The following is a 24670-nucleotide window of genomic DNA, read 5'->3' on the forward strand; positions in this document are numbered from 1 at the left end:
ATAACGGTGGTACTCTATGTGCGCTGAGAAAAACTGGAAATCTACTTTGGAAGAAATAAAGAAAAAAACTGGAGAGCTTGTCGGTTCTGCATCAGAGTTGTCTAAGTTTCTGGAATATGTCCATGCAGCTGAAGCACCGAAGGCTCTTGATACAAAAACAAAAGAGCTTATATCCTTAGCAATAGCGGTGGTTGTACGTTGTGAGCCTTGTATTCTCTGGCACTGTGAAGCTGCTATTAAAGCTGGGGCAACAAAAGAAGAAATTCTCGATGCATTAAAAGTTGCCGTGGTGATGGGCGGAGGACCAGCCTTAATGTACGCCACAAAGGCATATGAAATAGCGAAAGAGTTCCTCAAGGAGTAAACATCCAAAAAATTTGTTTCTTTAACTTTTTCAAAAGCTGCATACTCAATACTTCAAACTCAAAACTATCGTCAGATGGTGATGATAACATGAGAATAGTTGTTATTGGTTCAGGTACAGCAGGAAGCAACTTTGCCTTGTTCATGAGAAAGCTTGACAGAAAGGCTGAAATAACCGTAATAGGAAAAGAAAAAACAATGCAGTACTCCCCCTGTGCCCTGCCGCACGTCATCAGCGGTACTATAGAGAAGCCCGAAGACGTTATCGTCTTCCCGAACGAGTTCTATGAGAAGCAGAAAATAAACCTAATGCTCAACACCGAGGCCAAGGCCATAGACCGCGAGAGGAAAGTCGTGATAACCGATAAGGGAGAAGTTCCTTACGACAAGCTCGTGTTGGCTGTGGGTTCAAAGGCAGTCATCCCGCCAATAAAGGGCGTGGAAAACGAGGGTGTCTTCACGCTCAAGAGCCTCGACGACGTGAGGAGAATTAAGGCCTACATAGCCGAGAGGAAGCCGAAGAAGGCCGTCGTCATTGGCGCCGGGCTGGTAGGCCTTGAGGGAGCCGAGGCTTTTGCCAAGCTCGGCATGGAGGTTCTGGTCGTCCGGCGCGGGGACAGAGCAACGACAATGCTCGATAAGGACATGGCAAAGCTAGTCCAAGAGGAGATGGAGAAGCATGGGGTTTCTTTCCGCTTCGGGGCCTGTCCCAGCGAGATAATTGGAAGCCCTGTTAAGGCTGTCAAAATCGACGACGAAGAGGTTGAGGCCGACCTTGTCCTCGTGGCAGCGGGTATGAGAGCAAATGTTGACCTCGCCAAGAACGCGGGCCTCGAAGTCAACCGCGGCATAGTGGTTAACGAGCACCTCCAGACAAGCGACCCGGACATCTACGCGATAGGCGACTGTGCGGAGGTAATCGATGCAGTAACCGGTGAGAGGACCCTCAGCCAGCTCGGAACGAGCGCCGTGAGGATGGCGAAGGTCGCTGCTGAACACATAGCCGGAAAAGACGTCTCTTTCAGGCCAGTCTTCAACACCACCATAACCAAGCTGTTCGGCCTTGAGATAGGCGCCTTCGGAATAACCGAAGAGCGCGCGAAGAAAGCGGGCATTGAAATAGCGGTCGGCAAGTTCAAGGGCTCCACCAAGCCCGAATATTACCCCGGCGGAAAGCCGATAACCGTCAAGGTCATCTTCAGGAAGTCCGACAGGAAGCTCATCGGTGCCCAGATCGTCGGTGGCGAGAGGGTATGGGGCAGAATAATGACATTATCAGCTTTGGCACAGAAAGGCGCCACCGTTGAGGACGTTGTCTACCTTGAGACCGCCTACGCTCCGCCGGTGAGCCCAACGATAGACCCGATATGTGTGGCCGCTGAGATGGCCCTTAGGAGGTTTCACTGAGCGGTGTTTCGAGGGATAGTTTCTCTCTTCCGTCTCAAATTTTCCCTCCCTTCTATTGTCCCCGGGTTAGTTGCATTTACAATAGCGCGCTACCACTACGGTGTTTTCTTCACGATGGATTTCCTCATTGCAATGCTCGTGGTGTTCCTCGTAACTTCCGCAGGGCTCATAATCAATCAGTATCACGACTATGAGCTTGACGTTCTATCAAACAGAACCGACCTTCCCCTCGTGAAGGGAGAGGTAAGTCTAAAAACTGCCAAATTGCTTGGCTATAGTCTCTTTATCCCTGCTGTTCTTCTCGCAGAGCTGATATCCCTCCGAGCTGTATGGATAACTCTCGTTGCATCGTTCTTCGCTATAGCGTATTCCGCACCACCCCTTCGCTTCAAAGCAAGGCCTTTTATCGACTCCTTCACTAACGGCCTCACGTACGGCCCTCTAGTAATGGCACTCATCTTCGAGTCCCTGCGCCTTCCGGTTAGGTGGGCGGTTGTTTACTCCCTACCATTCTTTGTATTCCTCTCAGCTGGTCACATGCTTCTAGCTGTTCCGACAATAGAGAAAGACCTCTCGTCTGGGGCGAGGACTTCTGCGGCTTTACTGGGACAGGAAAGAGCTATAAAGGTGGGAACACTTCTCTTCATTATCTCCTCGATCATGGCAGTTGCTTACTGTCTCCTCGGCTATTACCCCAAGGCCTCGCTTACTTTCTTGCCTTTTATGACCTACTCCATACTTCAGCTCTGGAAATGGCTTCGAGGGGGAGATTGGAAAGAAGCCTTCAGAAGAATGGAAGTGGCTTTCGTCTTCGGTGCTCTGGCGTTCTTGATACCCTTTTTCTTATAAGCCGTGCCGTTAAAATATCAACAAGGTTTAAGTGCTTTCTTTCCAACTTAGGCTTTAGGTGATTTTATGAAAATAAAGACAGAGATAAACTAATGCTCGGCATCGGGACGGGAATACTGTTTGCGTCTTCACTTAGGGTCTTCGTGGCTGGCGCCTATGCAAGCCTTGAGAAGACATTCTTTTACGGTGTGAACTTCCCGTCCGGAATTGGGATAATACTCTTCATCGTGGGGGCACTACTCGTAGGAAGGCTGAGCAGAAAAGCTGGGGCAACCCTAATGGCGGCGTATGCCCTCGTGCTCCTCGCCACTGATGCGACTGAATATACCCACCTCCTCGCGGCATTTACACTTCCTGTCGCACTCTCCCTCGTAAAGGAACTTGAGGTGAAATACCTAACGACGGGCCTCGTAGCTGACCTAGGCCTCCGGGTACTGACAGTCGGGGGTGAACCTGTGGACTTCCCCCACACGAGAGTTGTCCTTGCGGTTCTTGTGCTCCTAGGAGCGTATGCCTTATGGAAGGAGCCCGGGACACTTAAGAAGCCTGGTTTCGGCCTCTACGCCTTCGCAGCTTTGCTTGAACTTGGCTTGATATATCCAAACGCGGTGCTCCGCTACTCTGGAATCAACGTCTATTACCTCCTCACGTTCGTGGGCTTTTCCTTCGTAATCGCTCTCGCGTTACTGCTAGGCCCCTACCTCGCGAAAAGGCAGGACGTTGCCATAACACTGCTTGTCCTCGGCTCGACGACTCTCTTCTTGAAGCCCCTCTCACTAGTAGGCCTTCCGCTTGCCTTGGCATCCGCCATTGCTCTTCTTGAGAGTGCCAAGGGCAGCAGGGGAGGAGTCATGGGTGCAGTTTACCTGTTCATTGTAGCGACTTTGGCTTTGGGCGCATACGTCGGCAGGGATATCGGTTTACAGTTCATGGAGAACAAGCTTGAGGTTCTCATTTTGGGAGCCTCCCTAGTCTACGCCCTCACTGCCTACGGGAAGAGCTGTGAGGTGAGCCTTCCAAACACTAAAGAAATAGTAGGTCCACTTGGTGGCCTAGTGATCGCTTCGCTTATAGTCCTGGCGCTCTTCTACACGGGGCCGAGCTACGTTGAAGCCAAGAGGGAAGTTTTAATCTGGACGTACAACGGCCACCAAGGCTTTGGGCCCTACGATGGGACTTTCAACGGCTATGAGCTTGTGAACCTCCTGAAGGAGCAGAAGCCAGACATCTGGGCGGCGCAGGAAGTTGTGGGGGGAATGATAGGCAACGGCTACCAGGACGTCCCACTCTTCGTCTCCGCTTATCTCGGCTATGCCTACGAGTACAAGCCCGCTGTGGAAGGTACATATGGGGTAGCGATCTTCTCCCGCTGGCACATGAAGACTGAGAGAGCTCAACCTTGAGAGTGTTGCTCAAGCTAGGCCGGCTCAGAAGGTAACCATTGAAGAGCTCGGCCTAACCATTGTTAACGTCCACATGGGCCTCAGTGAAGAAGAGCGCGCAATGCAAGCTGAGGAACTTTTAAATTTCGCCAAGGAACCGCCGGTGGCCCAGATAATAGCCGGTGACACCAACGCCGAGCCCGACGAGAAAGCCATAGCGATACTCACCCGTGATTACAGGGACGCCTTTTCAGAGAGGCCGCCATATACCTTCCTCTGGGAGCGCGGTGGCGTAGTAGACAAGGAGAACATCGACTACATTCTGCTCAAGAAGGACTGGCCAGCCAAAGTTAAAGACTACGGTTGTCTCTGCGACGTTGAGGTATCTGACCACAGACCAGTATGGGCACTAATTGAGATATCATGAGGTTTTTTTAATTTCTTCCTCCCATTTTTCTCCATGCCGTCAAGGACTAAAGTCAGCAAGCTGATGGCATATATTCTCCGCCACTCGCCAGAGAAGTTTGGGCTTAAACCTGACGTTGAGGGCTTTGTTCCACTAGATGAGCTCGTAAAAGCCCTCCAGAGAGTTTATCCCGACGTCACAGAAGAGTTTGTGCATGAGATAGTTGCCCACGACCCAAAAGGCCGCTATGAGATTAGAGGTAACAAAATTCGCGCTCGCTACGGTCACAGTTTTCCCGTCTTGTTAAACCATGAGGAAGACAAGGATTCGAAGATCCTCTACCACGGCACACCGAGGAGGAACTTGGAGAACATCATGCGCGAAGGGCTAAAGCCAATGAAGCGGCAGTTTGTCCACTTGAGCACGAGCAAAAGCGAGGCAATAGAGACCGGTAGGAGGCATGGGAAGGACGTTGTCCTCCTTATTATCGACGCGGACTGCCTGAGGAAGAAAGGGCTAAAGATATACAAAGCAGGAAAGAATGTAAGGATAGTGGAGCACGTCCCCCCAGAATGCATTATCTTGGCGGTCTGAGCTAAGGAAAATGCCAGCTCAACGGGGAATTCCACTTACTTGGCCAAAGCTCACCATAACGTTTAGAAAGTCCGAATGACATCATTTTCCATTACTTTTAACAACGCCTATAACGATGACCAAAATTTCCTTCAAATTCCGAACTCTTTTGACTTAATGACTAATAAACCAGGAAAAAACTTATATGTTACAAAGACATTCCAATGCGTTGATGCCCTATGATGTTCAGGAGTGAGTGTTTTTGGAAGTATAGTTGGTGATACTCTTCTCATGTTCACGTTAGCTCAAGGAAGGGATTGTTTTTGGTACTGATTTGATAGAACTTTTTGGAGGTGTAGTTTGTGGCAAGAGAAACTTGGGGAAGTAGAATAGGGTTTGTTGCAGCGGCTATAGGAAGTGCAGTAGGGCTGGGAAACATTTGGATGTTCCCAATGAGGGCAGGTCTTTACGGTGGAGCGGCATTCCTAATTCCTTACTTGATAGTGCTTTTTGCGATAGGGGTAGTTGGACTTACCGTAGAGTTGACTCTAGGAAGGGCTACTAGAGGAGGGCCAATAGAAGCGTTCGCTAAAACACTGCCGGGCGGAAAATACCTTGGAATACTCGTGAATGCGATAATGGTTATGATATTTGCCTTTTACTCTCTGGTACTTGGTTGGATACTAAGATATTTCATAGCATCTCTTACGGGAGAACTAACAGGGGTTAACCCGGGAGCATTCTTCGATAGCTTGGCGTTCAGCAAAGAAGCTCTCTTATGGCAGTTTATCATGATAGTGATGACGGTAGCAATAGTTGCCATGGGAGTTCAAAAGGGAATTAAGAGGGCCAACAAAATCATGATGCCCGCTTTGTTTGTGCTTTTGGTGGTATTGGCTATAAGGAGCGTTACATTGCCAAACGCATATGAGGGCTTAAAGTTCTATCTCCTCCCAGACTGGAGCAAACTGATGAGCGGAAAAACCTGGATAGTAGCCCTATCCCAGATGTTCTTCTCTCTAAGCGTCCTGGGAACGACGATGGTAGTTTACGGAAGCTACCTAAAGGAGGAAGACGATATTCCTTTGTCGGCAATAGCAACGGCCTTTGGAGATACAGCAGTGGCTGTTACGGCAGGATTCTTGGTATTTCCGGCAGTTTTCTCATTTGGCCTTGAGCCCACAGCCGGCCCGGGTTTAGTGTTTGTGACGCTGCCAATGGTCTTCCAGAAAATGCCGGGAGGAGCGTTCTTTGGGGCGTTGTTCTTCCTTTTGCTAATATTCGCTGGACTATCTTCAACAGTCTCGATGCTCGAAGTCTATGTGGACTCTGCCATAACAAAGCTTAACATGAGCAGAAGAAACGCTTCAATCCTTCTAGGGCTTTTGACTTTCTTAGTGGGGGCACCTTCCACAGTGAACCCATCTTACTTCGACTGGTTAATCAACATCTCAACGGTTTACATAGGACCATTGGGGGCCTTGATAGCCGCTTTGGCGCTGATAAAACTTGGAGTGGATAGGGCATACGAGGAACTCAAGAAAGGAGCCCTTATAGAGGTGTCGGAGCTCTGGAAGCCATGGGTAAAATACCTGTACCCGATAGTGATAGCAGTCATATACGTCTCACAGTTCCTGCTGGGATGATCAAATGGACGTGGTCTACATAATAGCCCTATTTGTGGTATTGATAGTATACGGACCGCTGATATGGGCTCTCCACAGACTTTCGAAGGCTTCGACCCCTTAAATTTTATTTTTGGTGATGCAGATGCTCGTAAAAAGTTACATCAGGATAAGGATTCCCAAAAGTGCTGAGGAATTGATAAAGGGGGTTACCACCGCTTGAGCTTTATAACTGCCTCTACATGGTGAGTATGCGGAAACATATCAACTAAAATAGCGTCCTCCACTCTATAAATGTCCTTCAGGTGAGAATAATCCCTGCTAAATGCTTGAGGGTTGCATGAGACATAAACGATGTTTTCCGGCCTCTCTTTTTTTAGGCTTTTTACAGCTTCTTTTAAACCTCTGCGCGGTGGGTCAACAATAACTGTATCATACTCTCCCACAGGGAAGGATTCAGCGTCCTTTACAAGAAAAGAAGCGCTCACACCATTTATTTCAGCATTTTTGTTAGCCATGTCTATGGCAAAGGAATTCATATCCACTCCTTCAACCTTAAACCCTTCTTTTGCTAAAAACACTCCAAAAGTTCCCACACCGGAATAAAGGTCAAGGATTCTGTCCCCTTCAACAAAATTTAAAACCTCTCTTAAAAGGATAGGGAGAGCATAAGAATTTGTCTGGAAAAAGCTGTTTGGATGTATTAAGTAGGTAATCCCTTCAATTCTTTCCCTTATAAACGGCGAGCCACCTACAAGTTTCGGTACGCCTCTGGGGTCGTCTCTTGGGTCTTCGTTAAAGCTCCAATAAAGGGAATCCGCAAACTCAAAGTAATCTAAAAAGCTTTGCGGAACTTCTTCCCGGTGTGAAATCACATTAACCATAACTTCCCCAGTAAACTTCCCTTCCCTGATGGAAAGGTAGTGAACATCGCCAATTTTCCTTTTCGGATCCCAAGGATAAAGCCCTTCTTCATCCATAAAGCGCTTTAAAGCTTTTATGAATTCCGAAGTGCGGGTGGAAAAAACGGGACAGTGCTTAATCCCAACAACGCTTTGAGAATCTCTTTGCTTAAATCCAATACCGTTCGTTGAGACAATAAAATTGCTGATGTTTCTAAAACCCCAAATTTTGGGAGAACCTTTTATTGGAGCTTCAATCCCGGTTATCTCTTCGAAAATTTTCTTCTTAAGAGTTAACTGCTCTTTGTATTTTATGTGCTGCCAAGAACAACCCCCGCATTTTGAGAAATGCGGACATCTGGGATTTTGCCTCAAGGGGGATTCCTCAAGAATTTCAAAGTCCCTTGCAATTAAACGTCCAAACCTCCTAAATGTTTGTCTAACCTCTACAAAATCCCCAGTAACAGTGTAAGGAACGTAAATCTCTTTTTCAAGTTTTAACACGCCGTAGCCGTCTGGACTTACCTTTGTTATGTAGCCTTTTCCCTTCATTACCCTCACTAATAACCAAACTTTATCTCATTTTTAAACTCGTCGCTGGTTATCAGCACAAGGGAAATTGCAGCCAAAAACGTCAAGCTGGCGGATGCGGGCTCGAAACTTACAAGTACCCACAATATGCCAAAAATAAGGTCTAGAAGAGTTATGTAAGTTCCGATTTGAATAACAAACTCCTTGCTCAGCAAAATCCCCAATAAAACAAGGAAGTGTATCAATGCAATTACAAAAAACCCCAATGAAGTTGATCTTTCTTCAAGACTCAAAACGCCCATTCCTGCGAAATAAATCCCCATTAGGAAAAAGAAGAGAGAAACAATGGGCTTAAGCTTCATCTCCAAGCTCCTCCACTGGCAGCTTCATTCTTGACACTGCTATTAAAGTCAGTATTCCCAATATCGGCATAAACGCAAGCTCTGCAAGTGCCAATGCTTCGCTGTATCTTGCTAGGGCTTCCGTTATGGAGGGGGCAATTGCGTTCGCTGAGTTAGAGATCAATCCCAATGCAAAGGATGCCTTTGGATAAATGCTCTTTGGATAAGTCGCAGGGGCAGAAGTCCAGAACGCTGGACCGGTACCTTGAAGAGCGCCAATCAGCCACACTGATGCCAATGCTAATGAGTATTTACTTTCGAGCATTGCCCAGGAATAAATACCCAGTCCAATAAACCCCACTGCGTAGGAGAGCATCATAACCTGAACGATGGCCTTAAATAGCCCTCTTGGGCTTGGATTTTTCTTGGAAAGCTGGAAGCCCACATACCCCATAACTATTGACCACAGTGCTTTTGACACATTGAGGTTTGTGCTTAGAGTGGTCACTTGGTCTTTACTCCATCCAGCTTCGTAGCCTAAGGAAGATGAAAATCCAACTATTGTGAAGATAACCCAAAGCGCGGGAAAGAAAGTAAACCCGAGCACCCAGGTAAACTTCATCTTCCAGATGTTTACTTTTTCTCCGCCCTCTTTCTTGTGAATTATCTCAAAGTCTTCTGTAAAGAGCCACCATATCAAAAGAACGGCGTACATTATAACAACCGTTATTAAGAAAGCCATCTTCCACCCAAAGGCACTTACCAGATATTTGGCGCTTATTGATCCAAAGACTCCTCCCCAGAATATACCCGAAAGGATAATACCCTTAGCAAACGGCCGCTCTGCCACAAAGTAATTGGCTATTTGTGTGCTGAAGAGAGGAACCAGGCTCACGACAAAACCCTGAATAAACCTGAGAAATACAACCAGATACCAGTTCCCCACGTAAGGTATTAAGGCTTGTGGAATTGCGGCAAAGCTGAGAGCTATAGCGACGCTTCTCTTGAAGCTTCCTTCGTAAAGTCTCGTATGTCCAAGCAAGAACGCTATAAAGAGACCGAATACATATGCCACATGCTGAAGGTCATAGGCCTCAGCGCTTATTCCAAAGTGGGAAATTATGTCTGGCTTTGCAACGCTCATCATGCTCAGAGTCCCAAATCCCGCAGTCATAACGAGTGTATCCAATATCACAGACTTCCAGCGCTTCATATTTATCACCTTACAGCTTTCCAAAGAGCATCAGCACGCCAAAGATGATGAACAAAATGCCAGCTACCTTGTGGACAAGCTCAGCAGGCAAGGTGTCACCTAGTTTGTCTCCCAAAAATGCCCCTATCAAATTAACCAACGCTAAACCCAAAATTGCACCCAAAAATGCCTTAGCCCATCCATACTTAGAAGCAAAGGCTATCGTAGCAAGTTGAGTCTTGTCTCCCAATTCTGCGAGGAATATTGCAACAAAGACGTAAAGGACTTCCTTCACACTATCACCTCAGGTCTTCTTTTCATAGAGAGCCCTAGTTGATGCGTTCCAGATTATGTAGCTAAATCCTTAAAAAAGATATAGAAAATCAAAGCTCCTCAAGGGCTTTCTTCATTCTCTCCATAGCCTCTACAAGCTGTTCTTTCTTTGTTGCATAACTTATTCTGATGTAACCTTCACCATTAGGTCCAAATGCCGTTCCCGGGATAACAACTACTCTCGCTTTCTCCAACAGCCATTCTGCAAACTCCTCGCTCTTCATTCCAGTATCCTTTATATTGGCAAAGATGTAGAACGCTCCCTTTGGTTCAAATGGCTTGATGTAGGGCATTTCCCTCAAGTACTCTAAGACAAGTTTTCTTCTCTCTGCGTACTCCCTGCGCATCTCTTCCACAGCTTTCCAGCTTGCCTCCTCTCTAAGAGCTGCAATCCCAGCAACCTGAACAAAGGAGGCAACGTTTCCAATGATGTAAGCGTGAAGCTTTATCATGTCCTTTATTATCTCTTCTGGAGCCACTGTAAATCCTAAACGCCATCCAGTCATTGCGAAAGTTTTTGAAAAACTGTTTGCCAAGACTGTGTTGTCTGGGGCGTATTTCAGCATTGGAATGTGTTTTGCCCCATCATATAAGAAGTGTTCATACGGCTCGTCGCTGAGAATGTAAATGTTATAGTCTTGAGCAATATCCGCGATAGCCTTTGCAACTTCCTCATCCAACGTAGCGCCGGTAGGATTGTTTGGATAATTAACCACGATCATCCTAGTTCTTTTGGTTATAAGTTCAAGAAGTTCATCCGGATCTGGCTGAAAGCCGTTTTCCTCCTTTAAAGGCAACCTAACTGGCTTTGCCTCTGCAATTTTTGCATCTTCGACATAACACACAAAAGCAGGGTCTGGAATTATTACCTCATCACCGCTTTCCAACAGGGTTTCAAAGGCTAAATAAGTTGCTTCGTAAGCTCCAGCCGTTATGATTACCCTTTCTGGCGGAATTTCCAAGTTATAGTGATTTTTGTAGTACTCTGAGACAGCTTCTCTAAGCTCCGGAATTCCTGCGTTTGGTGTGTAGTGAGTCCATCCCTCATCAAGGGCTCTTTTTGCAGCTTCCTTTATATTTTGGGGAGTGTCGAAGTCGGGTTCACCTATTCCAAGGGAAATAACGTTTTCCATCTTCGAGGCTCTTTCAAAGAGTTCTCTAATCTTTGATCTCTGGATAAGGTTTATACGGCTTGCAACGAAATATTTATGCTTTTTATAACGCATGATTCATCCCTCCAAGAGCATTTTATGAGTGATGTCAGATTCTTATAAACTTATCGAGAGAAAAGTTCCAAAATTTGGCACAAATCATAAACATTCTTCGAAATTCTAACAAAAAATACGCAATTAAGTCGACATCAACGGACATCAACTAAAGCAGCCTTTTCAAAGAGTTTCTTAACGTATTCCTTTTCACAGTCTCCGAACGGAATTTCCTTAGCAGGTATCTTTGAGAGCAGTTCGTGGAGATCTTTTTCTGCATTCTCTCCAAATGCCACTATGAAGTTCTCTCCCTTTTTTGCTCCAACAGCTTCAATAGCATCTTTGATCTGAAGTGTTCCGCTTGCCCTAAGAAGTATCTCGCCCTTAATCGTTTTTGCTTTGTTTGTACTCCTTTCAAACGACCTTAATGCTAATATCGTGGAAAAAACTGCATGTTCCCAACATTCTAGGTTTAATATCTGGACGTTATCTGGAAGAATTTCAAAAATATTTGATGTATCTTCGAGTAGAATCCTTGCAACTGCGATTTTAATTGTGCCGTAGTTTAATACCTTCATTTTATCTCCCCAAGCTTATTGATTTGTTGTTTATTAAATTTTTTGCTTATACAGAATTGGGTATCCAGTAACAATATTTTAATCATCGCATAAGTTTTCTAAAAATTTTTTGAAATTAATAATACGTCAATATTAAAACAGAGGCAAAAAGTATTTAACTAATTAAAACCAAACTCACTGTAGATGCAGTCGTGTAATGGTGGGCAGAATGGCGAAGATGAGAATCATTAGTGTTCAGTTGCCGCAAGGACTCATAAACGCCCTTGATGTCTTAGTCAAAAGAGGGGTATATCCCAACAGAAGCGAAGCAATTCGAGAAGCTATCAGGGAACTCATAAAGAAAGAGTTGTATACGACAGAAGCAGAGGAGAAAGAACTCCCAGAGTACGTGGTCGAATAAGGATAGTGGGGGGTATTGAGATGGTGTTTAAACTGCTGGAACAAGCCGGTATTAATTTGGATATGAATAACAACGATAGCAAAGCACAAGAAGCTTTCAGTGATTTGGAAATGTCAAAATCATTCATTAAAATAGCAATCATAGGCGTTGGAGGTTCTGGGAACAATACAATAACAAGGCTGTATGAACTGGGCGTTGAGGGGGCAGAGTTAATAGCTATGAATACGGATGCACAGCATCTTTCAAGAACTAAAGCTCACAAGAAAATCCTCCTCGGGAAGAACATTACTCACGGAAAGGGCTCAGGGGGAGATCCAAGAATTGGTTATTTGGCTGCAGAAGCTAGTAGAGATGAAATAGCAGAGGCTGTTAGGGACGTAGATCTCGTGTTCATAACCGCTGGTATGGGTAATGGAACCGGAACAGGAGCAGCGCCTGTTGTTGCTAAGGTAATAAAGGAGGAGGCAAGAAACTCCGGAAGAATTCAAGAACCTCTTGTTGTGAGTGTTGTCACTTATCCTTTCAAGAATGAGGGAACAAGGAGACTCGAAAAAGCAAAGGCAGGTATACAAGCCCTTCTAAAGTATTCAGACACAGTTGTAATAATAGAAAACGATAAGCTTCTTGAATTAGTACCTAAGCTTCCAATTAGTGCGGCTTTTAGGTTTGCCGATGAGATAATAGCGAGAATGGTTAAAGGCATAACAGAAACAATAATGCTTCCTTCAATGGTAAATATAGATTTTGCAGATGTCTACAGCGTCATGAAAAACGGTGGAGCTGCGTTAATTGGAATAGGAGAAAGCGATTCAAACAGGAGAGCCGTTGATGCCATAAATAACGCCTTAAACAATAAAATGCTCGAAGTGGAGTTTGGAAGTGGGGAAGCTGCTCTAGTGCACTTTACCGTCGGTCCGGATGTCAGCCTTGGTGAAATAAACGATGCTATGCAGATTGTATATGAGAAGCTTGGAGCAAAGTCAGAGATAAAATGGGGAGCAAGGATAGACAAGGATCTTGGAAAAGTAGTCAGAGCAATGGTCATTATGACTGGGGTAAAGTCTCCGCACATTCTCAGCAGTGAAGTTGATGCATTAACAACGGAAGACAATGTGATAATCTCAAACCCAATAAATAGAAGAATAAGCAAGGATTCAGAAATTGAAAACCTATTCGATGGAGTTTCAAGGAAGAAAAAAGCAAACGTGATTATTAATCCCGAAATTGAGAGAATAGTGAAAGGAGCTGTAGATTACGACTTAAGTTAAATCCTTTTACCATATAATCATCTCCTTTATAATAATCAACAGAAAGAGTAAAATCAGAGTGTTAAAATCAGAACTCGCTAAAATCACTTACAGAATAGTTCTACTATTCTTTGGATTATTTTACTTGTTTTAGCCACATCTGTTTTGTATGCATAGGGTATTCTAATGACATCAGCTTCAATACCGTGTTTTTTGAGTTCTTCCTTAAGGGCACATATATCGAAGTTTTGGTCAGGTCCAAGGGCAATAATATCTGGTTTAAGCTTTTTAACAAGTTCGAAACTTATGTGATCGGGTTCACCGATTACAACCTCATCTACCATTTTGAGTGCTTTTAACAGCTCAGCCCTCTCATACATAGAGTTTATCGGAGGTCTGCCTTTCCTCCGTTTTACTGTCTCATCGTGGGCAACTATTACTATGAGCTCATCACCCATTTCCTTTGCCTTTTTAAGAAAGTGAACATGCCCAACATGGAGAATATCAAACACTCCCCCAACAACAACTCTTATCTTTTTCTTTTCCTTTGTTTCATTCATACTGCAGTCAACTCCCAGATTTTATCTTTTGCGTGGTGTATTACTTTTACTGCCTTTCCTCTCTTTTTCTCTTTCATGCTTTTTCCATCCATCAGTGCAATCCCGATTGCCAACGGCCTTCCATATTCCTCTTCTACCACAAACACAAAATCTCCTTCTTTTATTTCCTCATCTGCATCTACTATGCCTGGAGCCATTACATCGGCACCGTTCAATATATACGGTACTGCCCCTTTATCTACAACAACTCTGCGCTTCCATTTCCTTAAGTCTTCCTTGTCAGAAAGCTCGTATAGAGTTATAACAAGCGGAAATATAAGCCCTTCCCGCCGTATAAACCGAGGCTTTCCATTAACAAACAAAATCTGGGTAGTTTTGTCAAATTCGCCTACTAAAACCTGATCGTTCTTTGATATTAACTTCTCAGCAACTTCTTCTCCAAATATTTTAGCCATTTCGCTTATTATTTTCTTAACTTCTTTTTTGCTGAGAGGATGTTTTATTTTCATCCCTAGCACCTCACTCAACAAGTTTTTTGATTTCTTCAGGTAGCAGTTCTCCCTTTAAGGTCAACGCAACGTGAATTAAACTTTTCAAGGCATCGGCTTTAGTGTCAGCCCATGTAACAATTACAAGATCGCCATTTTCAATGGGAAGTTTTTTAAGATCCTCGGAGAGTTTGGGAAGAGTCTCCTTTAAAGGTCTTCTATCCTCCGGAAAGATTATTTCATTATCCTGGACTACTAAAATCATGGCTCCTCGCGCAAAAAATCGAATTGCTTCGTCCCTGAGCTCTATGCTCTTAAATTCTGGGGGATTTTTCACAACAAGTGCATAAGTTACAAAACCATCGAGAGGAGTCGCTTCCAAAGGTTCCGAGAACAATCTTGATATCTCCTTTACGACTTCAGCGCCTTTTTCGCTTAAAGAATGTCCTTTTTGCTGGGATTCAACCAATCCAATTGAAGAAAGTTTCTTTAAGAGCGTTCTAACAGTTCCCTCTCCAAGATTTAACTCTTCAGAAATCTGTTTTCGTCCTTTAGGTGTTTTTAACAAGAAAAGCACGACCACAACATCTTCAATTTCAAATTCTGGATATGCACCTCGCTTCCAATCCATTTTTTCACCTCTGCTTTTGATTTAATGGCAAAATATAAAAACTTTAAGCTAATCGACGAAAGGATGTCCGTTCCAAAGCTCCTTAATTTCTCTTGTAGCATCGGGGTAAACTCGCTTAAATGTAATCCTCCAGTAGCCTTGGGGAGTTTCTTCTATGTCCTCTATGTGAATCTTTAATCCTAAACGTTCAAAGTGAGACACCATTTTATAAGCAGTTTCTACGTGCTTTACTCTTACCGTGAAAACCTCTGCTATTTCTTCTCCAGCAACGACATCCCATATACTTTCCACAAAGGGCTGTAGGAGAGCCCTTCCCAAAGCACTTGCGTATTTTTCAAATTCCTCATCTCTTATTCTTTTTTCAGCTAAATAAAAAGCGAGCCGCTTTATTCTCTGCATAAAGTACCCATGTGGAAGGTCGAAAAATATTTTCGAGCCAATTTTGATATCGTTGATGTTCGCATAAGGGGTCACGTATTTTACAATTTTTTTCATATCTGGGCTTTTCATTACTATTCCTTCTCGCTTTTCTTTACTTAGCCTTTCTATAAGCTCCCTGAGGTCGTTGATTTTGGATATATCATATAACCCAAACACTTCAACACTTGGAATTCCGTATTCTTCCGCAATCTTGAGTCTCTCCTCTACAGGAAGAGACTGTCCAGTTTTCTTTTCTTGGATATCAAAAAGAAAGAACTCTATGTCCTCCTTTACATAGGGCGGCCCCTCAACAAGGTAGGGACTTTCAGGCCCCGCCATTTCTCCGCAGAGAACCAAGTTGGGATAATCCTTAAAGAATTCCATGTTTACAAAATCTTCAATCCGTTCCGTTGTAAAAGGACATACAAAACCACCTCTAGTAAAGGCGAAAACTCTACCATTAATCTGGGCAACCCTTACGTTGTATCCATCAACTTTTTCCTCCACATAGAACGGCTTTCTCTTGAATACCCGTTTTATTCCGTTTTCCAGATGAACTACTCTCTTTATATGGGGAAAGCCAAGTATTATGTTGTGAGAGTCAAAAACCACAGTTCCCCTCCTTAAGCTTCCGGCAGAATCTTTAAATCTAAGGTACCTTATCCCTTCAAACTCGTCCTCGACTATACCCCCTTTACTTTCCAGTATTTCAATACGCTCCCGACTAATGCCCAACTCAAGAAGAAGATTTTTGAAATGTGAGCTCACCATCCCCAGCACCAGTATATTCTCAAGCTTTGGGGTTTATAGGTTTTTGGCACTCCAACAGCTTGGAATCTCAACAATGGGCAAAAACTAATAAAAAAGAAGTAAACTCAACTCTTCAAAAATGACTCAACCAAGTTCCTTGTTTCTTTTAGGGCTTCCAGTGGGATTCCTTTTGGAAGACCACCGATTTCACCTTTCACATCCTTCAAAACACCTTCTCCCGCTCCCAAGAACATTCCCTCACTCGTTATTCCTCTAAAGTTCACTGGGGGCAGAAGGGCTACCGCAACTCTATGCCCTTCCTTAACGCTCAAATCGTTTGTAACTACCGTAACGGCCCTATCGCCTATGTTAACATTGCATACGAGGAGCTTATCCGCGTTTGGGTGTTTGCCAGCGCTCATGACTTCGCCCACTTTTATGTCCACGGCAATGACGGGATCGTTTATCTTACCTAAGGCCAGCCTCTTATCGAGGTTAAGAATCGTGTTCAAGAAAAAGCGGACCTTGGCAACGCTTTCCTCGACCTTTTCCCTCTCGTTTTTGTCGGCAAGTTCGAGGAACTTAACGTACCAATCTTCACCGCCCAGCGCCTCGATTATTCCCAAGGCTTTTTCCTTCAGCTCCTTCATCTGGGGCGTATCGATTAACTCTTGAGGCTCCAGATAGGAGTAGCGTAACGCCTGAATCTCTGGGATCATCTCTTTTGCTAACTTTATTACCTTCTTTTTGTCCCACTTACCCTTAAATTTAGCACCTTCAATAGTTTTCAAGAACAGCTCAACTGCTTTCTCAGCAACCAGTAGCCTGTAATCTTTACTCGTGTCCCACATTTTCCTCACCCTCAATCGCTTTTAAAACATCTCTCTTAATATTTTCGTCCGAAATCGCCTCGGCAACCGTAATTGCCTTGAGCTTCTCACCTCTTTTTGCATAAGTTAAAGCAATCTTTTCAAAAACTCTAGATGCTATTCTCTCATTCGAAATTATCGCTCCTACAGTTAAAGCCTCTTCGAGTTGCCCTATTTTCAGGAATTTTAGTGCAATTTTTTCCAACTTTTCATCGTTTGGCTTTATTTTTCTCTCTGCGGTCATTCTAAATGCGTCTTCAACAATGCCCTTTGCCAGACCTCTTTTGTCGTGGAGAAAGAGCCAGTACGCTATCTCCAAGAGCGCCAAGACTTTTTCTTCATCTGGCAGATATTTGATCACAAACACCGCATTGTCAACATCCCTTCTCTCAAGGAACTCAGAAACGAGCTTGCTACCTTTTTCAAGTGCCATCTCTATTAATGATGCCTTCTTTTTTAGTTCTTGGGCACTTAAATGTCGCTTTATGTCTTCATAAATTTCTGCAGCAAGTTCATAGAATTCCTTGGCTTCAAAGGAGCGTATCTTTTCAGCGCTTTCCCGAATCTGCTCGGCTAAGCGATATAAAAACGCTAGAACCTTTGAGTACGGTTCAGAAGACCTTTGAGCACTTTCATATGCTATATTGTAATAGTAAAAGGCGTCGCTAACCTTCCCTGCAAGCGCCATGTAATACGCGAGGTAGCCGTAACCCTGGGCCTTCCATAGGGAATAGTCAATAGCCCTAACAACTTGGTGAGCCTTTTTGAAGAAGTATTCCCCTTTTTTGTCGCCGGTAATGGAGAGAGTATACCCAATTAACGCCAATGCCCTTGCCTTTTCCAAAAGTCCCTCAAAAGAGTCAACTATTTCAAGCATCCTCCCCAGTACTGCCTCCCTGTACTCATTCTCTTCCACATATTGATAGATGAAAGAGAGAGCCTCAAGCCTTGAGAAGAGGTCATCAATTCGAAGGGCAAGTTCAAGAGCACTTGAAAAGTCTCCTTTTTGTAGAAGGTCTGAGATGTCGTCCATCATAAATATCACCGAGCACCTTTAACCCTCTTATCCCACTCCTCAAGCATTAAGTCCAAAGCCAGAAGATTCGTGAGCTTAAGCCTGACCTTACCATTGTCGTAGTCAATTGAACCATTAAATTCATTTAGCAGCTCAAAAACTTTTTCAGCTTCTTTGAGATTAAGATTCCTCCCATAAAATTCCTCACTGCACTCAGGACATTTAAATACAAATTCCTCTAAAGCTGAGAGGAACACGCTTTTATCTTTAAGCAGTTCCCTAAAATTATCAACGATGAGCATCTGCTCTATTAAGTCTTCCCATTTAATCGTTTTCCCGCATACGGGGCATCTGGACATTAAATCACCTCAACTTCTTTAGAAACATTTCGATTTCTTTCACTAAAAACTTAACGGCTTCCTCAAGATTTCTTTTTCCATTTGCACCAGCCGCTCCCGAATGTCCTCCGCCGGAACCGTCTATGATAGGACCAACTTTCTCCATAAGCTTGCCTAAGTGAAGACCTTTTTTAACCAAGCTTTCTTTTGCCCTCGCGGAAATCCTAACACCCTTTTTCTCGCTCCCAACAATAGCAACATCGGCTCCAAGCTGGAGGAAGACCTTACAAGCCAAAGACTCATAAGCAGAAACCTTTGAAATAGCTATTATATAATTGCCGACTTTTTTGATTTCCATTCTCTGACACGCCTTTAATATGGCCATTCTCTTTGCCTGGTCTATGTTTTCATCGGTAACTGGAGCGACCAGGTTATATATTTCTCCCATCTGAATATTGAACTTTTCTAAGACTTTAGCCACTGTTTTGAATGTTTTTGAGTTCGCGTATCTAAAATTGGCAGTATCCGTAACTATCCCCGCTAAAATAGCCTTGGCAGAAACTTCATCATAAAAACCAAAGTACTCCAAAAGTTCCCACACAATTTCTGCAGTTGAAGTTCTCGATGAGTCAACAATCCTTATGTCAGCCTTTATTGGATTCTCCTTTTCAATGTGATGGTCAATTACGATGATGTACCTGTCCTTAGGAATTTCAATTGGCTCCAGCTGTTCAAGAGAGGAAGTGTCAAAAATCATAATAACGTCTTCCAAAACAGATGGGTTCTTCTCTACCTGGGCAAATTGAAGGAGGCGTTTTGCGTAGGATGAAACGCTTTGAGCAACGCCTATCCTATTCTTTAAGCCCATACTCGTGAGGTATCTTGAAAAAGCAATAGCACTACCCAAAGAGTCTGGGTCAGCGTTATGATGGCATAACAACAAGAAAGAATAATTATTTTCCTTTGCTTTATTCAGGAAGTTCTTGAGCTTTATTTTGCCCCGCAATTTCCCTCAACCTTTTTTCAACTTTTTCATATGCTTTTTCAAGCGCTTCGTCGATCAACTTCTCAACATCAACTTTTACGAATATCGGCACCTCAAGATAGACCTCTATCTCCAAATCCAGAGTGTCTTCACGGTTTATCCTCGTAGTTACCTCTATGTCTTTCACTTCACTTCTCGTCAAATGCTCGAAGATGTAATCTATAATAACCTCTTGGGCTAGCTCTCCGATGGATATTAACTCCTCCTCGCTGAGCTCTGGAAGCCCTATATGGAGTACCTTCTTCATTTGCACCCCCCATAAAATTTTAAAAAGAAAGTTCACCCGGCTGTTCCTCTCAGAGAGCTCTGTATCTGTTGTGTAAGCTCCTTAATTTTTTCATTAAGCTTCTGCTCCTGTCTCTCCAATGCCCTTAGGCGAACCTCCAGGGTTTCGACTTTCTCTTTAAGCTCTTCCAATGCCTTCTCCTTTGTTGACCTGACTATCAGAGTGCCCACTGTCTTGTATATTGGAGCTCCTTCCTCAACTTGCTCAATCTCTTCAAGGGCTTTTTTGGCATCGTTAAGCTCTACTTGGATTCTTTGCTTCTGTTGGATTACAAGTTGAAGCTGCTGTTGATAACTCTCAAGTTGTCCCAATAAAGCCTGCACCTGAGGTGGAATGTTCTGCATGACAACACCTCCTTTTAGTCCGAGGCTATACTCTCAGAGAAGCTTTAAATAATTAACTAAAGCTCAACTACATCAAGGGCAACTTTAATCCATCGGAGATAAGAGTTTAAGGTTCCCCTCAAAGCGGAGTTATCCTTTGCGGTAAATTCCATTACAATTTTGTTTTCTCTCAGAGAAAAGTCCACCTTGCTTCTTCGGTAAGGGACGGTTTTATGCTCAAAAAGAACACTCTCATAAACAACTTTCGCTATCTCCTCGCTGGGGAACTCAATCTCGATAACTCCTCTTATCATTTCCCATCCCTTTTGATGCCAAGCTTTTCCTTGTAGTCCCATCTTCTTCCATCTTCCATTATCCATATTTTGACACTTATCAAAGGTCCTACAGGTCTTTCTCGCGAGATATCAAGGCGATAGAAGTTTATGGCCATTCCTCTTGGATGACGCTCAATAACGCCCAAGACATCAGTATTGTACTTGTCGGCTATATATTGCAGGCTTTTTTCTCCCCTTGGGACAAATTTTCCGTTGGTAAGCTCGGCAAAAACCTGACCAAAGACAATGTGGTCAAGCCCAACTCTTTTGGCAGTCGTAACTATAAAGGGCATCTCCTCCCTAATTGGGGGGATGTTTCTAAACCCCATTTCTCTTTGCAGCTTAATTCCATGAAGGTAGAGATAACCCAAGTAGCCCCAGTCATCTGGAGAAACCTTTATGAATGTTATTTTGAGCGGATTACCCTTCCAAACATTGATTATAAGGAGTCTCTCGTAACCCCTATCGTATGCTTCCATAAGAAGGTCTTGAATAGTCTTCTTACCTCTAGTTAGATAGGTCGAGTTGGGGAAAACCCTCTCTAGGTCATGCCCAAAGCTTCTCGTTCTTCTTGTGGGTCTGTGGGATGTTGTTATCAGTATCATCTCCGATCACTTGGGAATTTAACAGAAAGGGGTTATAAAGCTTTTCAATAGAGAAGAGACAGAGCTCAAATTGCCTTAACTCTTCTGGCAACTTTAGGCCTGGGCTTGTAGATTATCTTTGCTCCACAGTAGGGACAGCGGATTTCTCTTACAATGGCGAGGTCCATTTTAAACTCTTTTCCACATTTTGCACATTTATATAATGCTTCCACCATAACAACCACCAAAAAATATTTTAGAGGGTTTATTTAGCCGCTACAATTCTCTTAGCGACTTTTCCGGCAGGAGTTGCAGGGAGGTATGCTCCTCCAGCGAAGGTTGCACCACACTTTTGGCACTGCCATATTCCGGTGCTTATCCTCTTAACGGCTTTTCTTCCACATACTGGGCAAGTGTGCTTTTGTCTCATCTTTTCTTCCACTGCAGCAACTCTTCTTCTGATCTTGAGACCGTATCTTGGGCCAAATCTTCCAGCGGATCCAACTTTCTTTGTTCTTCCCATGATCATCACCCCTAATGATGTATGACTGAGATGAATTTTAGGAAGCCATTTAAAAGCCTTTCCTTTAAGTTAAGCCAGCAAATAGTGAAGCTATCCCCTTTATAAACTTTTGCTAAAATGAGTTTAAAAATGGGAAAACAAAAGGGTCACTCTTTCTTAACGCTCTCAAGGACTACTTTTCTTATTTCTTCTGCCTTTTTGTATGCAAGATCAACTGCATAAATTACTTCCTCAAGCTTGAAGCTTCCCCCTTCGCTTTTCTGCACTGCTGAGATGTATCCATTTTCGTCGGTTGTTATTGTCAGTTTGCCGTCCATTACCTGCTCCTCTTCAAAGTTTGGATCAACTACTAGGGTGTTGCCTATTTTGGCAAAACTAACCGGAATTGGTATCTTTGTCACGGGCAGTGGTTCATATTCATCCAGAACCTTCACTTCGCCGGCCTCTTCATCGTATTCAACTTTGGGTATTTTTGTGCCTAGCAATGCCGCAATTGCACCGATTCCAGAGGCATCTAACAGATTTCCGTCGTGGTCGAGAACATGCACGTCTATGAAGACCACCCTTACAAGCTTTCCTGGAACGATTACAAGCTTGCTCAAATCTATGGCTTGGCTTTCCCTTATTCCTCTGTCCACAACTCTTGCAAGTTCTATGGCCCTCTCATCCGGCGGGCCTGGTTCAAAGGTTGGAGACGCCAAAGGCACAAATTCAACATTGGTCGTCATAACACCCATTTCTGGCAAATCTGGAAATGGCTCTCCAAAATCAACTTTTATCCCTACAAGAACCTGAGTATTGCCAAGTTTCACAAGTGCAGATCCCTCAGCTTTCTCTATTACGTCCGTCTCTATGGTTAGAGGCCTTAAATCCTCTACGCCCCTTCCATCGATTCTTTTACCTTCCCTCAAAAGATTGAGGATATGATCCTTCATTATTGAGGCCATTATTTCCATTTTACTCACCTACCTCTTCCGCTATCTTGAGATACTTCTCCTTCAACGCCTCTCTCTGTTTTTGATACACTGCCTTAGCTCCCTTTATTGCCAGTCTTACCGCTTCGAGGAATTCCTCTTTGGTTAGGTATCCGTCCATCTGGAGCAATGTTATATCGTTCTTGATTGGCATTATAGCCACTGGAACATCGGCTTCTCCATAGTTGTCCTCTTCTTTGTTTAGGTCAAGGACGATTTCTCCATCTATCTTTCCAGCGGCACACGCTGCAACAAGGTCTTTCATGGGAATTCCAGCGTCTGCCAAAGCAAGAGATGCTGCTGTAATTCCAGCCACCCTTGTGCCTGCATCGGCTTGGAGCACCTCTATGAATACATCTATGGAAGTTCTTGGAAAGAGCTCAAGAATAACAGCCGGTTCAAGGGCCCCTCTAATAACTTTGCTTATCTCAACACTCCTCCTATCTGGGCCAGGTTTTTTCCTTTCCTCAACACTAAAGGGTGCCATATTGTATCTAACTCTCAAAATTGCCCTGTCAGGTTTTTGAAGGTGTTTTGGATGAATCTCCCTAGGCCCATAAACTGCTGCTAAAATTTTATTCTTACCCCATTCTACATATGCAGAACCATCTGCACTCTTCAAAACTCCAACTTCCATTTTAATTGGCCTCAGCTCGTACTTCTTTCTTCCATCAAGCCTTTTGCCGTTCTCATCAATAAGCTTGAGTCCCTCAGGCTTTCCCATCATTTCTCTTCACCCTCTCCAGTTTGGGGAACTTCTTCAATAATCCCCTGTTCTTTAAGTTCATGCAACCTCTTAATCACCATCTCCCTAACTCTGTCAGTTAATCCTTGAGTATGGCTTTCTCTGTCTACTTTTAGAATAGCCTCTATGGCCAGCTTTTCTAATTCCTCGTTCCTTCCACTAACCCATACCCATCCGTTTTGCCCTACAATTATCCTCGTGTTTGTGAGCTGTTTGATCATGTTTATCATTGAGCCCCCTTTCCCTATAAGGCGGGGTACTTTAGAAGGCGTTATCTTTACCAGCTGTCCCCCTTTTAGAGGCCCTCCATTGAAGGGCATCCCCTTTGTTGTCAGGTCTATCTGGTTAATCTCATTGAAAGCCTTCACTTTTGCATAGATTATGTCCCCTATGTCAAATATCTTTCTCAAATCGGTTTTTAGGATGTCTATCTTCCCTTCAACTGCATCTTGAACTCTCAGCGTAGCTTGATAGGGGGCACCTATGTCAACTACCCAGTTTGAGAATTTTACATCAACTATCTTTCCTATTACGTTATCCCCTACCTCTGGGATGTACGGACCTTCCAGTGGGACTACTGACACCGTGTCATTTGAAATCCTGACCAGTCCGATTACAGTTGAATAAATTCTGTTTCCTTCTTTAAAAGTCCCTCGTCCATTTTTGAACGGTCCCTGAGCCAAAAGCGTCCCTGGAACCACTAATTCCCTATTTTTTACAAAAATCTTCTTCATAGTCCCTTCCTCTCTATAAGTTTAGTTATTGCGGTGCCCTTTGTAAGGGCGTTTAATTTTTCATAAAATTCTTCCTCAACTCCACCCGGAATTTCTATTAAAAACATCCAGGAGCCGTCGCTTGCCCACTCCTCCCTCTTTATGGTTCCAAACTTTCTAACTTCTCCATAAGCTTTTCCGGCATATTCCGAAGGTATCTTCACTGCTATGACCTTTCTTTCGATTTTAAGGGGTAAAACTCTCCTTAGAGCTTTTATTACTTCTGGAACCTGAGATTCTGCGTCTTTGAATATGTCCACTCTGACTCCAACCTCTTCCATCGCCTTCAGGATTCTTTCAGGTGGATGCGGATACCCAGTTCTTGGGTCTACTGCGTGCCTGTGGATTATCATCGCAATCTGCTTTTTCTTATCCTCCAGCATTTCCCTTCTCTGCTGTACGGTAAGCTGTACCTCTCCCTTCTTGAGGATTATCTTTGCCACTTCGTAGGGATCGCTTGTTCCAAAAATCTTTTCCATTTCGTGTTCGCTTGCTTTATCGCCCTTGTGGGCGTCTTTAAAAATATAAGGAGTGGCTAAGACTTCCTCAATTGGAACATCTTTGCCTTCTTTGAAGTCTCTGGCCAGGTATGGATCCACTAGTATCTCAAAAACCTCGCCGTGAGTCTTTAACCGAGCAATCACTGCTTTGTCGACGCTTATGGGCATATTGATCAC

The 24670-nt window shown here is 43.9% G+C and carries 33 protein-coding genes; 9 read left to right on the top strand and 24 right to left on the bottom strand.

Going from position 1 to position 24670, the window contains the following annotated elements:
- Nucleotides 1-16 precede the first annotated feature (16 nt).
- The 7 genes from NF865_RS03950 (at nucleotide 17) to NF865_RS03980 (ending at nucleotide 6626) form a co-directional block, all read left to right on the top strand.
- On the top strand, nucleotides 17-364 hold the full coding sequence (locus tag NF865_RS03950; RefSeq protein ID WP_253305291.1) for a carboxymuconolactone decarboxylase family protein: 348 nt from the start codon (nucleotides 17-19) through the stop codon (nucleotides 362-364).
- Nucleotides 365-453: 89 nt separating this feature from the next.
- On the top strand, nucleotides 454-1770 hold the full coding sequence (locus NF865_RS03955) for an NAD(P)/FAD-dependent oxidoreductase (protein ID WP_253305292.1): 1317 nt from the start codon (nucleotides 454-456) through the stop codon (nucleotides 1768-1770).
- Nucleotides 1771-1773: 3 nt separating this feature from the next.
- Complete coding sequence (locus NF865_RS03960) at nucleotides 1774-2619, top strand: UbiA family prenyltransferase (RefSeq protein ID WP_253305293.1); 846 nt, start codon at nucleotides 1774-1776, stop codon at nucleotides 2617-2619.
- 455 nt (nucleotides 2620-3074) lie between these two features.
- On the top strand, nucleotides 3075-4022 hold the full coding sequence (locus NF865_RS03965; protein ID WP_253305294.1) for an exonuclease/endonuclease/phosphatase family protein: 948 nt from the start codon (nucleotides 3075-3077) through the stop codon (nucleotides 4020-4022).
- A 100-nt stretch (nucleotides 4023-4122) separates the two neighbouring features.
- The gene (locus NF865_RS03970) at nucleotides 4123-4428 is read left to right on the top strand and encodes an exonuclease/endonuclease/phosphatase family protein (protein WP_253305295.1); all 306 of its coding nucleotides are present in this window, start codon (nucleotides 4123-4125) and stop codon (nucleotides 4426-4428) included.
- 33 nt (nucleotides 4429-4461) lie between these two features.
- Nucleotides 4462-5001: an RNA 2'-phosphotransferase gene (locus NF865_RS03975; protein ID WP_253305296.1), complete on the top strand. Its 540-nt coding sequence runs from the start codon at nucleotides 4462-4464 to the stop codon at nucleotides 4999-5001.
- 341 nt (nucleotides 5002-5342) lie between these two features.
- A complete protein-coding gene (locus NF865_RS03980; protein ID WP_253305297.1) occupies nucleotides 5343-6626 on the top strand; it encodes a sodium-dependent transporter in 1284 nt (427 codons plus the stop codon).
- 188 nt (nucleotides 6627-6814) lie between these two features.
- Here NF865_RS03980 and rlmD read toward each other — a convergent pair whose 3' ends face one another.
- The 6 genes from rlmD to cgi121 all read right to left on the bottom strand — a co-directional run bounded on the left by rlmD (nucleotide 6815) and on the right by cgi121 (nucleotide 11687).
- Nucleotides 6815-8059, bottom strand: a complete 1245-nt coding sequence (gene rlmD, locus NF865_RS03985) for a 23S rRNA (uracil(1939)-C(5))-methyltransferase RlmD (RefSeq protein WP_253305533.1) — start codon at nucleotides 8057-8059, stop codon at nucleotides 6815-6817.
- A gap of 8 nt (nucleotides 8060-8067) precedes the next feature.
- Nucleotides 8068-8400 (bottom strand): hypothetical protein, encoded by a 333-nt coding sequence (locus NF865_RS03990; RefSeq protein ID WP_253305298.1) that lies wholly within the window; start codon nucleotides 8398-8400, stop codon nucleotides 8068-8070.
- Entirely contained in the window at nucleotides 8390-9592 is a 1203-nt protein-coding gene (locus tag NF865_RS03995; protein ID WP_253305299.1) for an MFS transporter, read from the bottom strand. Before NF865_RS03995 ends, NF865_RS03990 begins: the two co-directional genes overlap by 11 nt.
- Before the next feature lie 10 nt (nucleotides 9593-9602).
- Nucleotides 9603-9866, bottom strand: coding sequence for a TMEM165/GDT1 family protein (locus tag NF865_RS04000; protein WP_253305300.1), 264 nt, complete (start codon nucleotides 9864-9866; stop codon nucleotides 9603-9605).
- Between the two features lie 88 nt (nucleotides 9867-9954).
- Complete coding sequence (locus NF865_RS04005; protein ID WP_253305301.1) at nucleotides 9955-11130, bottom strand: aminotransferase class I/II-fold pyridoxal phosphate-dependent enzyme; 1176 nt, start codon at nucleotides 11128-11130, stop codon at nucleotides 9955-9957.
- A gap of 134 nt (nucleotides 11131-11264) precedes the next feature.
- Nucleotides 11265-11687 (bottom strand): KEOPS complex subunit Cgi121, encoded by a 423-nt coding sequence (gene cgi121, locus NF865_RS04010; protein WP_253305302.1) that lies wholly within the window; start codon nucleotides 11685-11687, stop codon nucleotides 11265-11267.
- Between the two features lie 208 nt (nucleotides 11688-11895).
- Between cgi121 and NF865_RS04015 the strand changes: the two genes are divergently transcribed.
- Both NF865_RS04015 and ftsZ read left to right on the top strand, forming a co-directional pair.
- Nucleotides 11896-12087: a ribbon-helix-helix domain-containing protein gene (locus NF865_RS04015; protein WP_253305303.1), complete on the top strand. Its 192-nt coding sequence runs from the start codon at nucleotides 11896-11898 to the stop codon at nucleotides 12085-12087.
- 20 nt (nucleotides 12088-12107) lie between these two features.
- Entirely contained in the window at nucleotides 12108-13355 is a 1248-nt protein-coding gene (gene ftsZ / locus NF865_RS04020; protein WP_253305304.1) for a cell division protein FtsZ, read from the top strand.
- An 83-nt stretch (nucleotides 13356-13438) separates the two neighbouring features.
- Here ftsZ and NF865_RS04025 read toward each other — a convergent pair whose 3' ends face one another.
- The 18 genes from NF865_RS04025 to NF865_RS04110 form a co-directional block, all read right to left on the bottom strand.
- The gene (locus NF865_RS04025) at nucleotides 13439-13894 is read right to left on the bottom strand and encodes an FAD synthase family protein (protein ID WP_253305305.1); all 456 of its coding nucleotides are present in this window, start codon (nucleotides 13892-13894) and stop codon (nucleotides 13439-13441) included.
- Complete coding sequence (locus NF865_RS04030) at nucleotides 13891-14403, bottom strand: RNA-binding protein (RefSeq protein WP_253305306.1); 513 nt, start codon at nucleotides 14401-14403, stop codon at nucleotides 13891-13893. The genes NF865_RS04025 and NF865_RS04030 overlap by 4 nt, the downstream gene beginning before the upstream one ends.
- A 10-nt stretch (nucleotides 14404-14413) precedes the next feature.
- Nucleotides 14414-15013, bottom strand: a complete 600-nt coding sequence (locus NF865_RS04035) for a DUF4443 domain-containing protein (protein ID WP_253305307.1) — start codon at nucleotides 15011-15013, stop codon at nucleotides 14414-14416.
- Between the two features lie 48 nt (nucleotides 15014-15061).
- Complete coding sequence (locus NF865_RS04040; RefSeq protein WP_253305534.1) at nucleotides 15062-16204, bottom strand: RNA ligase; 1143 nt, start codon at nucleotides 16202-16204, stop codon at nucleotides 15062-15064.
- Between the two features lie 104 nt (nucleotides 16205-16308).
- On the bottom strand, nucleotides 16309-17034 hold the full coding sequence (locus tag NF865_RS04045) for a tRNA-binding protein (RefSeq protein WP_253305535.1): 726 nt from the start codon (nucleotides 17032-17034) through the stop codon (nucleotides 16309-16311).
- A complete protein-coding gene (locus NF865_RS04050; protein WP_253305308.1) occupies nucleotides 17018-18088 on the bottom strand; it encodes a hypothetical protein in 1071 nt (356 codons plus the stop codon). The genes NF865_RS04045 and NF865_RS04050 overlap by 17 nt, the downstream gene beginning before the upstream one ends.
- A 5-nt stretch (nucleotides 18089-18093) precedes the next feature.
- On the bottom strand, nucleotides 18094-18426 hold the full coding sequence (locus NF865_RS04055) for a hypothetical protein (protein ID WP_253305309.1): 333 nt from the start codon (nucleotides 18424-18426) through the stop codon (nucleotides 18094-18096).
- Between the two features lie 4 nt (nucleotides 18427-18430).
- On the bottom strand, nucleotides 18431-19411 hold the full coding sequence (locus NF865_RS04060; protein ID WP_253305310.1) for a DHH family phosphoesterase: 981 nt from the start codon (nucleotides 19409-19411) through the stop codon (nucleotides 18431-18433).
- Complete coding sequence (locus NF865_RS04065) at nucleotides 19374-19697, bottom strand: DUF3194 domain-containing protein (RefSeq protein ID WP_253305311.1); 324 nt, start codon at nucleotides 19695-19697, stop codon at nucleotides 19374-19376. Before NF865_RS04065 ends, NF865_RS04060 begins: the two co-directional genes overlap by 38 nt.
- Nucleotides 19698-19729: 32 nt before the next feature.
- The gene (locus tag NF865_RS04070; protein ID WP_253305312.1) at nucleotides 19730-20080 is read right to left on the bottom strand and encodes a prefoldin subunit beta; all 351 of its coding nucleotides are present in this window, start codon (nucleotides 20078-20080) and stop codon (nucleotides 19730-19732) included.
- A gap of 56 nt (nucleotides 20081-20136) precedes the next feature.
- On the bottom strand, nucleotides 20137-20373 hold the full coding sequence (gene pcc1, locus NF865_RS04075; RefSeq protein WP_253305313.1) for a KEOPS complex subunit Pcc1: 237 nt from the start codon (nucleotides 20371-20373) through the stop codon (nucleotides 20137-20139).
- On the bottom strand, nucleotides 20370-20999 hold the full coding sequence (locus NF865_RS04080; RefSeq protein WP_253305314.1) for a ribosomal biogenesis protein: 630 nt from the start codon (nucleotides 20997-20999) through the stop codon (nucleotides 20370-20372). Before NF865_RS04080 ends, pcc1 begins: the two co-directional genes overlap by 4 nt.
- A 65-nt stretch (nucleotides 21000-21064) precedes the next feature.
- Nucleotides 21065-21214, bottom strand: a complete 150-nt coding sequence (locus NF865_RS04085; protein ID WP_253305315.1) for a DNA-directed RNA polymerase subunit P — start codon at nucleotides 21212-21214, stop codon at nucleotides 21065-21067.
- A 29-nt stretch (nucleotides 21215-21243) separates the two neighbouring features.
- A complete protein-coding gene (locus tag NF865_RS04090; protein WP_253305316.1) occupies nucleotides 21244-21501 on the bottom strand; it encodes a 50S ribosomal protein L37ae in 258 nt (85 codons plus the stop codon).
- A gap of 146 nt (nucleotides 21502-21647) precedes the next feature.
- Nucleotides 21648-22457 (bottom strand): exosome complex protein Rrp42, encoded by an 810-nt coding sequence (gene rrp42 / locus NF865_RS04095; RefSeq protein ID WP_253305317.1) that lies wholly within the window; start codon nucleotides 22455-22457, stop codon nucleotides 21648-21650.
- A 1-nt stretch (nucleotide 22458) separates the two neighbouring features.
- On the bottom strand, nucleotides 22459-23202 hold the full coding sequence (gene rrp41 / locus NF865_RS04100) for an exosome complex exonuclease Rrp41 (RefSeq protein ID WP_253305318.1): 744 nt from the start codon (nucleotides 23200-23202) through the stop codon (nucleotides 22459-22461).
- Complete coding sequence (rrp4, locus tag NF865_RS04105; protein WP_253305319.1) at nucleotides 23199-23954, bottom strand: exosome complex RNA-binding protein Rrp4; 756 nt, start codon at nucleotides 23952-23954, stop codon at nucleotides 23199-23201. The genes rrp41 and rrp4 overlap by 4 nt, the downstream gene beginning before the upstream one ends.
- The gene (locus tag NF865_RS04110; RefSeq protein ID WP_253305320.1) at nucleotides 23951-24661 is read right to left on the bottom strand and encodes a ribosome assembly factor SBDS; all 711 of its coding nucleotides are present in this window, start codon (nucleotides 24659-24661) and stop codon (nucleotides 23951-23953) included. The genes rrp4 and NF865_RS04110 overlap by 4 nt, the downstream gene beginning before the upstream one ends.
- Between the last annotated feature and the right edge of the window lie 9 nt (nucleotides 24662-24670).

Source organism: Thermococcus aggregans, from assembly GCF_024022995.1.
Classification (GTDB): Archaea; Methanobacteriota_B; Thermococci; order Thermococcales; family Thermococcaceae; genus Thermococcus_A; species Thermococcus_A aggregans.

What these genes read in the sequence shown, in the direction of transcription:
- NF865_RS03950 (WP_253305291.1), top strand. Translation starts at nt 17, where the DNA reads ATGTGCGCTGAGAAAAACTGGAAATCTACTTTGGAAGAAATAAAGAAA.
- NF865_RS03955 (WP_253305292.1), top strand. Translation starts at nt 454, where the DNA reads ATGAGAATAGTTGTTATTGGTTCAGGTACAGCAGGAAGCAACTTTGCC.
- NF865_RS03970 (WP_253305295.1), top strand. Translation starts at nt 4,123, where the DNA reads ATGCAAGCTGAGGAACTTTTAAATTTCGCCAAGGAACCGCCGGTGGCC.
- NF865_RS03975 (WP_253305296.1), top strand. Translation starts at nt 4,462, where the DNA reads ATGCCGTCAAGGACTAAAGTCAGCAAGCTGATGGCATATATTCTCCGC.
- rlmD (WP_253305533.1), bottom strand. Translation starts at nt 8,059, where the DNA reads ATGAAGGGAAAAGGCTACATAACAAAGGTAAGTCCAGACGGCTACGGC.
- NF865_RS03990 (WP_253305298.1), bottom strand. Translation starts at nt 8,400, where the DNA reads ATGAAGCTTAAGCCCATTGTTTCTCTCTTCTTTTTCCTAATGGGGATT.
- NF865_RS03995 (WP_253305299.1), bottom strand. Translation starts at nt 9,592, where the DNA reads ATGAAGCGCTGGAAGTCTGTGATATTGGATACACTCGTTATGACTGCG.
- NF865_RS04005 (WP_253305301.1), bottom strand. Translation starts at nt 11,130, where the DNA reads ATGCGTTATAAAAAGCATAAATATTTCGTTGCAAGCCGTATAAACCTT.
- cgi121 (WP_253305302.1), bottom strand. Translation starts at nt 11,687, where the DNA reads ATGAAGGTATTAAACTACGGCACAATTAAAATCGCAGTTGCAAGGATT.
- NF865_RS04015 (WP_253305303.1), top strand. Translation starts at nt 11,896, where the DNA reads ATGGCGAAGATGAGAATCATTAGTGTTCAGTTGCCGCAAGGACTCATA.
- ftsZ (WP_253305304.1), top strand. Translation starts at nt 12,108, where the DNA reads ATGGTGTTTAAACTGCTGGAACAAGCCGGTATTAATTTGGATATGAAT.
- NF865_RS04025 (WP_253305305.1), bottom strand. Translation starts at nt 13,894, where the DNA reads ATGAATGAAACAAAGGAAAAGAAAAAGATAAGAGTTGTTGTTGGGGGA.
- NF865_RS04030 (WP_253305306.1), bottom strand. Translation starts at nt 14,403, where the DNA reads ATGAAAATAAAACATCCTCTCAGCAAAAAAGAAGTTAAGAAAATAATA.
- NF865_RS04035 (WP_253305307.1), bottom strand. Translation starts at nt 15,013, where the DNA reads ATGGATTGGAAGCGAGGTGCATATCCAGAATTTGAAATTGAAGATGTT.
- NF865_RS04040 (WP_253305534.1), bottom strand. Translation starts at nt 16,204, where the DNA reads ATGGTGAGCTCACATTTCAAAAATCTTCTTCTTGAGTTGGGCATTAGT.
- NF865_RS04045 (WP_253305535.1), bottom strand. Translation starts at nt 17,034, where the DNA reads ATGTGGGACACGAGTAAAGATTACAGGCTACTGGTTGCTGAGAAAGCA.
- NF865_RS04050 (WP_253305308.1), bottom strand. Translation starts at nt 18,088, where the DNA reads ATGATGGACGACATCTCAGACCTTCTACAAAAAGGAGACTTTTCAAGT.
- NF865_RS04055 (WP_253305309.1), bottom strand. Translation starts at nt 18,426, where the DNA reads ATGTCCAGATGCCCCGTATGCGGGAAAACGATTAAATGGGAAGACTTA.
- NF865_RS04065 (WP_253305311.1), bottom strand. Translation starts at nt 19,697, where the DNA reads ATGAAGAAGGTACTCCATATAGGGCTTCCAGAGCTCAGCGAGGAGGAG.
- NF865_RS04070 (WP_253305312.1), bottom strand. Translation starts at nt 20,080, where the DNA reads ATGCAGAACATTCCACCTCAGGTGCAGGCTTTATTGGGACAACTTGAG.
- pcc1 (WP_253305313.1), bottom strand. Translation starts at nt 20,373, where the DNA reads ATGATAAGAGGAGTTATCGAGATTGAGTTCCCCAGCGAGGAGATAGCG.
- NF865_RS04080 (WP_253305314.1), bottom strand. Translation starts at nt 20,999, where the DNA reads ATGATACTGATAACAACATCCCACAGACCCACAAGAAGAACGAGAAGC.
- NF865_RS04085 (WP_253305315.1), bottom strand. Translation starts at nt 21,214, where the DNA reads ATGGTGGAAGCATTATATAAATGTGCAAAATGTGGAAAAGAGTTTAAA.
- NF865_RS04090 (WP_253305316.1), bottom strand. Translation starts at nt 21,501, where the DNA reads ATGGGAAGAACAAAGAAAGTTGGATCCGCTGGAAGATTTGGCCCAAGA.
- rrp42 (WP_253305317.1), bottom strand. Translation starts at nt 22,457, where the DNA reads ATGGAAATAATGGCCTCAATAATGAAGGATCATATCCTCAATCTTTTG.
- rrp41 (WP_253305318.1), bottom strand. Translation starts at nt 23,202, where the DNA reads ATGATGGGAAAGCCTGAGGGACTCAAGCTTATTGATGAGAACGGCAAA.
- rrp4 (WP_253305319.1), bottom strand. Translation starts at nt 23,954, where the DNA reads ATGAAGAAGATTTTTGTAAAAAATAGGGAATTAGTGGTTCCAGGGACG.
- NF865_RS04110 (WP_253305320.1), bottom strand. Translation starts at nt 24,661, where the DNA reads ATGCCCATAAGCGTCGACAAAGCAGTGATTGCTCGGTTAAAGACTCAC.